The following is a 12,940-nucleotide window of genomic DNA, read 5'->3' as shown; positions in this document are numbered from 1 at the left end:
GGCTTCGTGGCACCTTCTTCTCAAACAAGGCGCTGTGCGCGCATTGGTCACGGACAACACCGCCAAGTACTTGCGCTGACGTCGGGCGCCTTTTAGGCACACCTTGCTTTGTAATTGTCGAATCAGCCGTCACATGAAGCGCGCGTCGTCCAGCCGCCAATACTCGTCGGTGCCTTTCAGCTTGTCGTTGTGCTAAGCGTGGTCAAAGGCCTTCTGTCCGCCCTTATCACGCAATGAGCCGTCAGCCCCGGCATCGAGCAGAACCATCACGCTTTCAGGCGTTCCAAATGCTGCCGTCAAGAACAGCGGCGTAGCGTCCTCCTCGTCCCGCGCACCAACGTCTGCAGAAGCAATAGCCACCTCCATCTCAGCCTATGTCGCGGTTTACACCAGTCCTCATTGCATAAGTCACCGCAAGTCTGCGTCTGCGCCATCGTGCAAGACAGTATCATGACAAGGGCTGCGATAGAGGCTCGTATCATCTGGGTGTCTTCCTTCTGCTAAAGAGAACCTACTGGGCAAAGCGTTTTTGGGAGGGTAACTGCGGCGGGTGATGATGCGCGGGACGGACGAGGCGAGCGTCAGCTATGTCGATCTGGAAGATCGCATCCCGCCGCGAAATCCGCTACGGAAGATCGGACAGGTGGTGAATGATGTGCTTACCAGTCTCGATGCCGAGATTGAGGCGCTTAATACCGATTTGGCCGTCCCTCGTTCCCGCCGGAACGGCTGATCCGGGCGAGCCTGCTGCAAATTCTGTTCTTTGTCCGCTCAGAACGGCAGTTGATGGAGCAGATGGATTACAACCTGATGTTCCGCTGGTTTGTCAGCCTAGGGATCGAGGAACCGGTCTGGGTTCCCACCGTGTTCACGAAGAACCGCGACCGGCTGCTGACGACTGAGATGTCGCGCAAGGTGATGTTGGCGATCTTTGCGCATCGTTCGGTCGCACCGCTGCTGTCGGACGAGCACTTCTCGGTCGATGGCACGCTGGTAAAGGCCTGGGCCTCGATGAAGAGTTTCCAGCTGAGGGCGGGAAGCGCGTCGCCTGACGACCACCCGGGCAACCTGCCAGAGCCGCAATGCAGAAGTCGACTTCCGATGCGAGATACGCTCGAACGCCACCCATGCCTCGACCGCCGACCAGGATGCGCGCCTTTACAAGAAGTCCCCCGGCACAGGAGCCATGATGCGCTTCATGGGGCATGCGCTGATGGAGAACCGTTCCGGCCTGATCGTGCAGGGCGACCTGGCAACTGACGCTGGGCGCAGACAGGGTTTTGACGCCGCCGAGTTCGTTATTGACCTGCGCCAGGCCTGCGTCCCCCCCCCCCACACACACATGTCGCCCGGAAATCGAGATATTCAGCGATCGACGGCCGCACCACCCGACACGACGGCCACGCTAGGTCACAACGGAACCGCAAACGGATCGAGGAGGCTTTTGGCTGGACCAAAACCGTTGTAGCATGCAACATACCGTCTATCGCGGCCTCGAACGGGTGCGCTCTCGCTTCATCCTGACGATGATCGCCAACAACCTCGCGCGGTTGCCCAGGCTGCTGACCGCATGACGAAGGGAAGCCGCCTCAGATACACACATCTTCTACACCGCAGGACCAGACGCCGGCCCCAGACAGTCGTCGAGAACGAAAATCATTCCAACAAGCGGACTTCTTCAGCAGCCTGTTGGAAACGAGGCCGACCGAGCAAGCATTCCTTTGGAGCCAAGCCTCCGCATATGGGGGCGCCACAGCCAATACAGTCACCCTTTCCCTAAGGCGCGCTCTGCTCGAATTGTGTAAAGAAGAGGCAAGGGTACCGGCTTCTAGCGGTTTACAATTCAGTTGCACTGCAAGCCCTGCAAGGGCCAGTTTGCACTGGGTTTGAGAAGGCACGTGGGCCGATATGGTGCACAATCCCGAGATTTCCCAGATTTCGCCTTAACTTGCACATAGCATCATTGGTAGCCATATAACCTTGAACTGAGATTGATGACCTGAACCTCGTTCGGGCCAAGTGAGTGAAGCATGGGTACTGCCCTTTACAATGAGCATTTTGGCTTCCGCGAGCGACCGTTCTCCTTGTCGCCCGACCCGGAGTTCTTGTTCTGGTCCAAGGTACACACCCGCGCCCTTTCAGTCCTAGAGTACGGTCTTATGACCCGGGCCCCGCTCACAGTTGTCACTGGTGAGGTTGGCACGGGTAAGACCACGCTCATCCAGGAACTGTTGCGTACCATTGATGATGATCAAATTGTCGGCCTGATTTCGAACGCGCGCGGAGACCGAGGCGACTTGTTACGTTGGGTCTTGGGTGCATTTGATGTCGCTGCGCCTGCGAGCGCGGACTATGTGACCTTGTTTCAACGCTTCCAGGATTTTGTATTGGCCGAATACGCTGCGGGCGGACATGTGGTATTGATCGTGGACGAAGCACAGAACCTCGGGGTCGAAACGCTAGATGAGTTGCGCATGCTTACCAACATCAATTCTGGTAAAGACGAGCTTCTGCAGATTGTTCTCGTTGGCCAACCTGAGTTGCGCGATCTAATCCGCCGACCGGAACTGCGTCAGGTCGCTCAGCGCGTCACGTCGACATATCACCTTGAACCAATGGATTTGGGCTCAACGCTCAATTATGTCCATCATCGACTAAAACATGCGGGCGGTACAGGCAAGGAATTTACCCATGCAGCCATCTGCCACATTCACGAGGAAGCAGAGGGTATCCCGCGCATGATAAATAAGCTGTGCGACCTCGCCCTTGTTTATGCGTCCAGCGCAGGAGAAACGACCGTGGAGATCGGCATCATAAAGGAATTGATACGAGACGGGCTCATCCTGAAGCCTTATCGCGAACCGCACGTCCTGACCAACCCGATCGACGGTTCCGGAGAGGCTGCAGAATGAATTTCGACCTCGTCTTCTACAGGGCCTTGGTCCTGCGCCGCCTCCCGGTGATGATTCTATTTGTGCTGTTGTTTTCAGGGCTTGGCCTTGTCACCGCTCTGAATTTGCCTGATACTTTTTCGACCTCCGCGCGCCTTTTGCACGAGGCGCCGCAGATTCCCAGCAGCATGATTCCAACAACCGTTCAAACTGGCGCGGAGGAACAGCTCGCGGTCATCGAGCAGAGGTTGTTAACCCGTGCAAACTTGATCGACATCGCCAACCGTTTCGACGTGTTCGAGAACATTCGTGAGATGGAACCCGATAGGGTGTATGAGCGCATGCGCGAGGCAACAACAATTCGCCGCAGGAGCGGAGGGCGTAGCGGTGCCACGATGATGACGATCGAATTCAAGGGGCGGGCTCCACGGATCGTTGCGAATGTGGTCAATGAGTATGTCACACTGGTCTTAGATGAAAATGCAAGGTTTCGGGTCTCGCGGGCCGAGAACACGTTAGACTTTTTTCAGCAAGAGGTCGATCGGTTGGACGAAGAGCTGACACGTCAGACTGTGGAAATAACGCGTTTCAAGACTGAGAATGCCGACGCTCTGCCCCAAGACAGAAATTTCCGTTTGCAGCGTGCGAGTCTTTTGCAGGAACGCCGGGAGCGTTTGGCACGCGAGCTTGCTTTGGCCCGCCAGCAACGTGGGAATATCGAGGCGCGGTTTGCGGTGAGCCGACGGCCATCAGTGACACCGAGCAGCGCGACCGAACAGGAACTCCTGGTCATCAAAGCAGAGCTTGATCGCCTGACGGAGACCTATAGCGAGAGTAACCCCCGGGTTATTCGACTAAAGGACCGGATCGAACAACTGGAGGCCATCGTTGCAGCGCAGACTTCTGAACGCGATCAAATTGCGGGTGTGGAAGTGGGCGCCGAAGAACAAATCTTGTTAGAGTTGGCTATTGAAGAGGCCGACAACAGAATTGATGCGCTGCAAAGCCAGATTGACGAGACAGCGGCGGAACTCGAAGAGCTTCAAACAAGCATATCCCAAAGTACGGCAAATTCGTTCCAGCTAGCTGAATTAGAACGTGATCTCGCGATCACCCAATCGCGGTACGACAATGCGGTGGCCAACCTGAATTCCGCACGGATGAGCGAACGGATAGAAGCTACGGCTCAGGGAGAGCGGATCAGTGTTGTTGAGAACGCGAGTGTGCCGCAGATACCTAGTGGGCCGAACCGGCTTGCGATCGCTGCCGTTGGCATTATTTCTGGCATCGGATTGGCTGTAGGGTACTTTGTTCTGCTAGAGTTCATGAACCGGAGTATCCGAAGGCCTTCTGAACTTGTTGATCGGTATAATGTGGTGCCTATTGTCACGATACCCTACATGGAATCCCCTTTTGCGCGATTGATACGTCGCAGTGCACTCATTATGGCAACGCTGGCTGTTCTTGTTGGCGTGCCGCTTGCGCTCTGGTACGTCGATTCTTATTATCAGCCGCTTGAGTTGATCGTGCAAAGGGGGCTGTCCAAGCTCGGTCTTGGCTAGAGACTTTTGGAGTATTGAAAGCCGAATGGAAAAACTGCAAGCCGCGCTTGAACAAGCCCGAAAGGCCCGTAGTGAGCGCGCCATCTCCTCAGAGACAGAGGCGGTAGCGCCAAGTATCGATGAAAAAGCGCCGGACAGTCTCTCCGAGCGCTGGCAAGCGCTGAGCCCCTTTGAGGTTCAGGACAAGATACTGGTCAAACACCGCGTCGTGACACAATCAGCTCGGAAGGAGGCTACGCCGTTCGATATCCTACGCACCAAGGTCGTTCTGCAAATGCGGCAGAAGGGGTGGACGCGGCTGGCAATAACTTCGCCCATGCCGAGCTCCGGCAAGACGACGATGGCCTGTAACCTTGCTTTGGGGCTTGGCCGACAGCGCGATCTCCGTTCAATGCTCTTTGATTTTGATTTGCGCGATCCGTCGGTGCAAGACTTTTTCGAAACTCGGCCAGCATACGGGATAAGCGAGATGTTGGCTGGCGCCGTCCGTTTCGACGAGCAGGCCTTCCGCTTCGGAGATAACGTTGCCGTATCGATGGCGCAACATTCTGAGCCTGATCCGACCCGTATACTGCTGGCAGAGGAAACCGCCGAGCGGTTGGATGGGATCCAAGCTGCCTACGAGCCCAATGTGATGATATTCGACCTTCCGTCGGTGCTGGTAAATGATGACACCCGGGCGTTTCTCAAGAACGCAGACTGTGCTTTGATCGTCGTGCGTGCGGATACAACGCATTATGGGCAATTCGAGACCTGTCAAAGAGAGGTTGCTGAGCATACCAATGTGCTTGGCGTGGTCTTGAACGCGTATCGTCACGACAAACGGGCGTTTCAGACGGCATAGGTCGTTGGTGTGTAGAAAACACTCGGATACGCTTTTTCAGCTCTTCAGGCCTCAGCTTCGCATAGTACTGACGAAGTTGGATGGACGTTCGAGCGCAGATTGGTGAAGCGGTTTACGCTGGCCTGCCAGATGAGGCGCCCAGATTTGTACGGGTATCGGCACTCTTTGCTACGGAGAGAGGAATACCCATTCGCCAGGGCTCGATCAGTCGGGCGTGGATATGGAATTAATATCGGCATGCACCACGGTTGGCGCTGCTTACGGCATGCCTGCCACCGACTGCTCCTATGAGTTTGTCATGTGGCAAGACTGATCGGCACTTGAGAGGACGCGTTCAGCAACACCCACGACCTCGCTAGAGACGGCTTGAAAAGCGCTACAGGGTATCAGACAGAGATTCGTTTGGCAGACCGGCGGGAAGTGTTCGTTGTCTTAGCTCCAAAAGATTGTACGCCGCCTTATTGTTCACTGTGCAGAAACAATGGAGCTCAAAACGGCGACCTTTTAACGCACAATAGAAATTTTACTTGAATTCCTTAGCGTTAGTTGATCTGCTTGCCTTAATAATGACAAAAAAAAGTCTTGGAGATGATCCACGTTTCCGGGCATGAGGTAGCGTCAGAGCGGCCCTGTAAGTCGGCTTCCTGAGGTCAAGATTTTGAAACATGAAACACTTGTGACCTACGGCGGACCTTTTGCCGCAGTAAGGCCTGATCGCATTCAGACTTCAGTTTCCCCAAATGGCGGAATCGTTTTTTTGATAGCCAAGCGCATGATTGACGTCGTCTTTGCCGTCCTCGCTTTGCCGATCTTGCTCTTAGTTTCTCTCTTGATATTTTTTGCTAACCAAATCTGGAACCCCGGTCCCCTCTTTTATCGTCAGATGAGGATGGGGCGGGCAGGTGAACCGTTCAAGATGTGGAAATTCCGCACGATGATCGAAAACGGTGGGACTGTACGTGCTGCGAACGCACCGCTCGAGGAACACCGTATTACGCGGCTTGGTCGCCTGCTACGCCGAACGAAGATCGACGAGCTGCCGAATATCCTGAACATTTTCACGGGCGACATGAGCCTTGTTGGCCCTCGTCCTGACGCCTATGCGCATGCAACGGAATACATCGGGCGCATTCCTCGTTATCGGATGCGTTACGCCGTGCGACCAGGCATCACTGGGCTGGCCCAGGTGCGTGGTGGCTATGCGGATACCTCTGGTGGGGTAAAGCGAAAGGCACATTATGATAGTTTCTATATCAGACACCGCAGTATCAAACTGGAGTTGTATATCATCGTTTCGACAATCAGAGTCGTTTTCTCTGGATTTGGGCAACGTTGATCCATGTCTCTGACCGTTTCATTCATCCCATGATTAATGTTTGACGTACCCACATGTATTGCCTCAGCGACCATTTAAGAGGCGCAATCTAACAGTCGAAGTTTCTTATCTCCTGGGCACACGAGCGCTTTGCCATGGCTAAAGGGTCAGATCAATGGGTGCGAAGCGTTTGCGAAACATGGCCATAAGTTCAGGTGTGATTTGAAAACACCGTAACGTGAAACTTTAGTATTTTCGAAGGAAAGTAACGATGTGTGGCATTGTCGGAATATTGGGTCAAAGTGACGTTGCGAACCGCCTACTCGAAGGGCTCGCGCGGCTTGAATATCGTGGCTATGATAGTGCTGGCATTGGCGTTATGGAGCGGTCGCGTGTGAAGGTATTGCGCGCGGCTGGAAAGCTCGACAACCTGCGGGGTGAGGTGCATCAGGGGAAACCGAAAGGACGTGTTGGGATCGGTCATACGCGGTGGGCGACACATGGCGCTGCGACGCAAGGAAACGCGCACCCCCACCGGGCCGGTGATGTCACGCTGGTTCATAACGGTATCATTGAAAACTACATTGAGCTGCGTCAGGCTTTAGAAGCTGAAGGTGTGGCCTTCACCTCAGAGACAGATACCGAAGTCCTCGCGCATGTTCTTGACCGTCTGGTTCGCTCATCTGACGATCTCCACGCCGCTTGCCAGGCGCTGCTAAAGCGGATCCGAGGCAGTTACGCAATTGCCGTTCTGTTTGATGGCCACCCCGACCTCATGTTCGTTGCGCGCAATGGCAGTCCTCTGGCCATTGGTTACGGCAAATTGGCCAACGATGGTACTGCAGAGATGTACGTCGGTTCCGACGCGCTGGCGATGACCGACTGGACGACGCATGTCAGCTATCTGGAAGATGGCGATTGGGCGTTCCTCCGCCCGGATCGGGTGCAAATTTTTGATCGATCCGGTGTGGAGGTGTCGCGGGACATCGTCACTGTTCCTAAGGATGAATGGCTCGTCGACAAGGGTCCACATGAGCATTTTATGCTCAAGGAAATCTACGAACAGCCAGACAGTCTTGGGCGGTTGCTCCGTCATCTGTTTGATCTCGACGGTGGCAAGGTTAAGGATGACATTGCCGCGAACGTCGATTTTTCTGCAGCTCAGCGGATTGTGATTGTGGCCTGCGGAACGGCGCACTACGCGAGCCATGTCGCGAGGTACTGGATTGAGGACTTTGCCAAGGTCCCGGTTGAGATCGAAATTGCCAGTGAATATCGGTATCGGCCACGCGTGCATGGCGCGAACGAAATCGCCATTGTTGTTAGCCAATCAGGCGAGACTGCGGATACGTTGGCTGCGCTCAAAGATGTGAGAGAGCATGTCTCAGCGACGCTGGCGGTTGTAAACGTGCCAACGAGTACAATTGCGCGCGAGGCTGATACGGTTCTCACCATCGAGGCCGGACCTGAAATTGGTGTAGCTTCAACCAAGGCCTTCACGGGGCAGGTGTTGGCCTTACTGGCATTGGCCTTAAAGGCGGGCTGTGATCGCGGGGTTATTTCGTCGGAGGACCTTGCCGCTCGAATTGGCGAGCTTGTCACCTTACCGCGATTGATATCGGAGACCCTGGCGGTGCGCGATGACATCGAACGAGTCGCGCGTCACCTGATCCAAAGTGCGCATGTGCTCTTTCTTGGACGTGGCATTCAATACCCTATCGCCCTTGAAGCCGCGTTGAAGTTCAAGGAGATCACCTATGTGCACGCGGATGGCTATGCCGCAGGGGAACTGAAGCATGGCCCGATTGCGCTTGTGGATCAAAAAATGCCGGTGGTCGTGTTTGATGGGGCGGGCGCTCTTTCTGAGAAGACGGCGTCAAACGCGGCCGAGGTTGTGGCGCGCGGTGCGTGCGTCATTAGGATCGGGACAGGTGTGGAGTCGGCGGATCAGGGCATTCGAACGCCCCAATGCTCGGACCTTGTTGAGCCCTTCGTCAATGCGGTTGTTTTGCAACTGCTGGCCTATGAGGCCGCACGCGCCAAAGGCACGGATGTGGATCAGCCACGCAACCTTGCGAAGTCTGTGACGGTTGAGTGAGTTGGAATAGTAGGTCTTCAAATCGGACTTGTGATCCGCATTTGAGACGTGAAACAGACAGTTTCGAAATTCAAGCCAATGAGTGGTGCAATTATCTGGAAATGTTGGACGAATCGTGTTCTGTGTTCAGTTATGAACTCAGATGTCTGCGACATATTGAGTGTCCCTGAACCAAACCTTCGAACTGGCACCCTCGCGAGCTTCGGTGCGGTAGCCGTGGTTTGATACGCTTTCTCGACGATGCCTTCACAGAGAGATAAGTTGCAACAAGATGCGCGCTTTCGCATTTTGCGCATGCTTGAGAGCAATCCTCAGATGAGCCAGCGTACTTTATCACGCGAGCTTGGGATCAGTCTCGGCGCGGTTAACTTCTGCCTCAACGCGCTTATTGAAAAGGGCCACCTCAAGATCAAGAATTTCCGCGTCTCTAACAAGAAGTCGGGCTACGCTTATGTCCTGACACCTAAAGGGGTGGCGGCGAAGGCGGCGCTCACAGGACAGTTTCTCCAGCGCAAAATGGACGAGTATGACGCATTGAAAGCCGAGATCGTAAGTCTGCAGGAGGAATTGGAGTTGGGGGCAGACATGGGGTTGGTCCCTGATGTGAGGAATAGGACTCGGTCTCGCAAGTGACGCTAACACCTCAAATGTGGATTTGGTCAGGGGTTCATCTATTCTGCGGATTGGTCAGATCGGAAGATGGAATGAGACCTGGTCCGACTGATATCATCCTGGGGGACCGGTCCACGTGAGGGTCCTTATCTCGGTCAATGCGGCCTGGAATATCTGGAACTTTCGACGGCCCCTTATCGACGCTCTGATCGCTGATGGCCATGCCGTCACGGTCCTTGCACCAAAAGATGATACGGTGCCCAAGCTTGAAGCTCTGGGGTGCTCTGTCCGGCATCTTGAGATGAACGTGAAGGGTCTCAATCCGCTGCAGGACTCCAACTTGCTCATGCGCTTGCGCAAACACTTTCGTGATCTGCAGCCGGACGTGATCCTGAGTTTCACGATTAAGAACAACATCTTTGGCGCGATTGCTGCGAAATCTGTTGGAATACCCTTTGTCCCCAATGTCACGGGGTTGGGCACGGCCTTTCTTTCGGGCGGTATGCTGGAGACGGTGGCGGTGACGCTCTACAAGATGGCTTTTCGCAAATTGCCTATCGTTTTTTTCCAAAATGCGGATGACCGAGACCTATTCGTCGAGCGCGGCCTGGTGACGGCGCCTCAAGCGCGTCTATTGCCGGGCTCTGGCATTGATCTGGACCACTTTGCCGCTGCCGCCTATCCCCAAAAAGAAGGTGTGCCCGTCTTCTTGATGGTCGCCCGCCTTTTGCGCGACAAGGGTGTGCTGGAATATGTCGATGCCGCGCGCCTTGTGAAATCACGTCATCCGGCGGCCCGCTTCCAGCTTCTTGGTGCGACGGATGCCGAGAACCGGACCGCGATCGACGGGGAAACTGTGCAAGATTGGGAACGCGAGGGCGTTATCGAGTACCTTGGAACGGTGGAAGACGTGCGGCCGAGTGTTGAAGCGGCACAATGCGTCGTGCTGCCCTCTTACCGTGAAGGCGCGCCGCGCACGCTCATCGAGGCGGCTGCGATGGCACGACCGCTGATCGCGACAAATGTTCCTGGTTGCCGGGCCGTGGTGGACGCCGGCAGGACAGGCTTTCTTTGTGAAGTTCAGAGCGGCGAGAGCTTGGCTTCTGCCTGCGAGGCGTTTTTGGCTCTGCCTCCGGAAGAGCGCGCCGCTATGGGACGTGCCGGACGTTCCAAGATGGAGCGGGAATACGGCCATAGTATCGTCGTGGACGCCTACCGCACGGTTCTGCGCGAACTTGCTCCTAGTAGGAAACAGGTGGTCGCATGATACGACCCAGCAGCAATTGGATTAAGACCTGATGACCCGCGTATTCATTACTGGTACAGCTGGGTTCATCGGCTTTCACCTTGCCAAGCTCTTGCTGGCTGAGGGTTTCCGTGTCCACGGCTATGACGGCATGACGGATTATTATGACGTCACGCTCAAGCAGAAGCGCCACGCAATGCTTCTGCAGAACGAGGGCTTTTCCGCAACGGAAGGCCTGTTGGAAGACGAAGAGCGTCTCTGGTCCGTGGCCAAGGACTTTTCCCCCGACGTGATCGTGCATCTCGCCGCTCAAGCGGGCGTGCGGTACAGTCTGGAAAACCCGCGCGCCTATATCGACAGCAACGTCATCGGGACGTTCAACGTCATGGAGGCGGCCCGAACCCTTGGCGTGAGGCATTTGCTCATGGCCTCGACTTCGTCGGTCTACGGGGCAAACACGGACATGCCCTTCGTCGAGACCGAAAAGGCTGACACGCAGCTGACGATTTATGCCGCCACCAAGAAAGCGAATGAGAGCATGGCGCATTCCTATGCGCATCTTCACGATTTGCCGACGACCATGTTTCGGTTTTTTACCGTCTATGGACCCTGGGGTCGGCCGGATCTTGCGCTCTTCAAGTTTGTCGATGCCATCCTCGAGGACCGCCCAATCGACATCTACAATCACGGAGATATGCATCGCGACTTCACCTATGTCGACGACCTCGTGCGTGGCATCCGGCTGTTGATCGATACCCCGCCGGAACGCCCAACCAGGCATACTGACATCGAAGAGGGCGACAGCCTGTCGCCGGTTGCGCCTTTTCGTGTCGTCAATATCGGAAATTCGAACAAGGTACGTCTTCTCGACTTCGTCGATGCGATCGAGGCGGAACTCGGGATGGCGGCCAAGCGCAATTACATGGAAATGCAGCCCGGGGATGTGCCGGCCACCTGGGCCAATGCGGACCTCTTGCAGAGGCTGACAGGCTACCGGCCGAGAACGGACATTAAGGACGGCATTCGGGAATTCGTGAGCTGGTTTAGGGAATATTATGACAAATGAGATGACAGCTGCGGACGATACGAGGATTGCGGTCATCGGGTTAGGATACGTCGGACTGCCATTGGCGGTTGAGTTTGGCAAGACCTTTCCCACCGTTGGCTTCGACATCAAACCGGAGCGCTTGCAGGAAATCCGGGAGGGCCGGGACAGCACGCGTGAAGTATCGGTCGGTGAGTTCAGCGAAGCGGTCCATTTGAGTGTCACGTCTGAACTGAAGGACCTGGCGGAATGCAATGTTTATGTCGTGACGGTACCGACGCCGATCGATAGAGCGAAGCGCCCCGACCTCAGACCACTTGAACGCGCCTCGGACACCGTCGGACAGGTGCTGAAACCCGGAGATCTGGTGATCTATGAATCAACAGTCTATCCTGGTGCTACAGAAGAGATTTGTGTTCCAATTCTCGAAAGGGTCTCGGGCCTACAGTTCAACGAAGACTTCTTCGTGGGCTATTCGCCGGAACGCATCAACCCGGGCGACACCGAACGGCGCCTACCCAACATTGTCAAGGTTACTTCTGGTTCAACGCCAGAGGCGGCAGATCGTATCGACGCGCTCTATCAGGCCATCATTCCGGCTGGCACGCATAAGGCGGAAAGCATCCGCGTGGCCGAGGCGGCGAAGGTGATCGAGAACACGCAGCGTGACCTCAATATTGGGCTTATGAATGAGCTGGCTATCATCTTCAATAAGCTGGGTATTGATACGGAAGCGGTGCTGAAAGCGGCTGGGACGAAGTGGAACTTCCTGCCCTTCCGACCCGGTCTTGTGGGGGGGCACTGTATCGGTGTTGATCCCTATTACCTCACCTTCAAAGCGGAACAAGTTGGTCATCACCCGCAGATCATTCTTTCGGGGCGCCGGATCAATGATGGCATGGGAGCTTATGTAGCAGGGCAGCTCGTTAAGGCGATGATCAAGCGTCGGATCCATGTCGAGGGGGCGCGGGTTTTGGTGATGGGTCTGACATTCAAGGAAAACTGCCCTGATTTACGAAACACACGCGTCATAGATGTGATTCGGGAGTTAGAGGACTTTGGAATGGTGGTGGATGTTCATGATCCCTGGGTCGATCCTGGAGAGGGATTGGCAGAGTTTGGGATTGAGATGACCGCTAAGCCAAGTGAAGGCGCATATGACGCAATTGTGTTGGCTGTGGCGCACGCCGAATTCCGGAACGCGGGAGCAAAGCAGCTGCGCCAGTATGGTCGCTCTGGCCACACACTCTATGACCTTAAGCATGTACTGTCGGCGGAGGAAAGTGACCTTAGGCTTTAAGGTCGCTTGCTTAGGGTTCTGTTGAAT

General features: G+C 55.3%; 9 protein-coding genes and 1 pseudogene. All 10 read left to right on the top strand.

Features of this window, described 5'->3' with window-relative positions:
* The first annotated feature begins 556 nt into the window (after positions 1 to 556).
* The 10 genes and pseudogenes from AB2B41_RS12125 (at position 557) to tviB (ending at position 12,913) form a co-directional block, all read left to right on the top strand.
* Positions 557 to 1,574: pseudogene (locus AB2B41_RS12125) on the top strand (IS5 family transposase).
* Positions 1,575 to 2,030: 456 nt separating this feature from the next.
* The gene (locus tag AB2B41_RS12120; protein WP_367878062.1) at positions 2,031 to 2,912 is read left to right on the top strand and encodes an ExeA family protein; all 882 of its coding nucleotides are present in this window, start codon (positions 2,031 to 2,033) and stop codon (positions 2,910 to 2,912) included.
* On the top strand, positions 2,909 to 4,453 hold the full coding sequence (locus tag AB2B41_RS12115) for a GumC family protein (RefSeq protein ID WP_367878061.1): 1,545 nt from the start codon (positions 2,909 to 2,911) through the stop codon (positions 4,451 to 4,453). Before AB2B41_RS12120 ends, AB2B41_RS12115 begins: the two co-directional genes overlap by 4 nt.
* A gap of 25 nt (positions 4,454 to 4,478) precedes the next feature.
* Positions 4,479 to 5,297 (top strand): CpsD/CapB family tyrosine-protein kinase, encoded by an 819-nt coding sequence (locus tag AB2B41_RS12110; RefSeq protein ID WP_367878060.1) that lies wholly within the window; start codon positions 4,479 to 4,481, stop codon positions 5,295 to 5,297.
* Between the two features lie 658 nt (positions 5,298 to 5,955).
* Positions 5,956 to 6,633, top strand: coding sequence for a sugar transferase (locus AB2B41_RS12105; protein WP_367878059.1), 678 nt, complete (start codon positions 5,956 to 5,958; stop codon positions 6,631 to 6,633).
* Between the two features lie 250 nt (positions 6,634 to 6,883).
* Complete coding sequence (gene glmS / locus AB2B41_RS12100; protein ID WP_367878058.1) at positions 6,884 to 8,710, top strand: glutamine--fructose-6-phosphate transaminase (isomerizing); 1,827 nt, start codon at positions 6,884 to 6,886, stop codon at positions 8,708 to 8,710.
* A 240-nt stretch (positions 8,711 to 8,950) separates the two neighbouring features.
* Positions 8,951 to 9,343 carry a MarR family EPS-associated transcriptional regulator gene (locus AB2B41_RS12095; protein WP_367878057.1) on the top strand — a complete coding sequence of 131 codons (393 nt, stop codon included), beginning with the start codon at positions 8,951 to 8,953 and terminating at the stop codon, positions 9,341 to 9,343.
* A 115-nt stretch (positions 9,344 to 9,458) separates the two neighbouring features.
* Positions 9,459 to 10,589: a glycosyltransferase family 4 protein gene (locus AB2B41_RS12090; protein ID WP_367878056.1), complete on the top strand. Its 1,131-nt coding sequence runs from the start codon at positions 9,459 to 9,461 to the stop codon at positions 10,587 to 10,589.
* A gap of 31 nt (positions 10,590 to 10,620) precedes the next feature.
* A complete protein-coding gene (locus AB2B41_RS12085) occupies positions 10,621 to 11,634 on the top strand; it encodes an NAD-dependent epimerase/dehydratase family protein (protein WP_367878055.1) in 1,014 nt (337 codons plus the stop codon).
* Positions 11,624 to 12,913 carry a Vi polysaccharide biosynthesis UDP-N-acetylglucosamine C-6 dehydrogenase TviB gene (gene tviB, locus AB2B41_RS12080; RefSeq protein ID WP_367878054.1) on the top strand — a complete coding sequence of 430 codons (1,290 nt, stop codon included), beginning with the start codon at positions 11,624 to 11,626 and terminating at the stop codon, positions 12,911 to 12,913. Before AB2B41_RS12085 ends, tviB begins: the two co-directional genes overlap by 11 nt.
* Positions 12,914 to 12,940: the final 27 nt, after the last annotated feature.

It is taken from the genome of Sulfitobacter sediminis, assembly GCF_040811725.1.
GTDB lineage: Bacteria > Pseudomonadota > Alphaproteobacteria > Rhodobacterales > Rhodobacteraceae > Sulfitobacter > Sulfitobacter sediminis.
This window is presented reverse-complemented; position numbering and strand designations above follow the sequence as displayed.

Excerpts from the sequence above, each read along its gene's own strand:
- AB2B41_RS12120 (WP_367878062.1), top strand. The coding sequence starts at position 2,031 with ATGGGTACTGCCCTTTACAATGAGCATTTTGGCTTCCGCGAGCGACCG.
- AB2B41_RS12115 (WP_367878061.1), top strand. The coding sequence starts at position 2,909 with ATGAATTTCGACCTCGTCTTCTACAGGGCCTTGGTCCTGCGCCGCCTC.
- AB2B41_RS12110 (WP_367878060.1), top strand. The coding sequence starts at position 4,479 with ATGGAAAAACTGCAAGCCGCGCTTGAACAAGCCCGAAAGGCCCGTAGT.
- glmS (WP_367878058.1), top strand. The coding sequence starts at position 6,884 with ATGTGTGGCATTGTCGGAATATTGGGTCAAAGTGACGTTGCGAACCGC.
- AB2B41_RS12095 (WP_367878057.1), top strand. The coding sequence starts at position 8,951 with ATGCCTTCACAGAGAGATAAGTTGCAACAAGATGCGCGCTTTCGCATT.
- AB2B41_RS12085 (WP_367878055.1), top strand. The coding sequence starts at position 10,621 with ATGACCCGCGTATTCATTACTGGTACAGCTGGGTTCATCGGCTTTCAC.
- tviB (WP_367878054.1), top strand. The coding sequence starts at position 11,624 with ATGACAAATGAGATGACAGCTGCGGACGATACGAGGATTGCGGTCATC.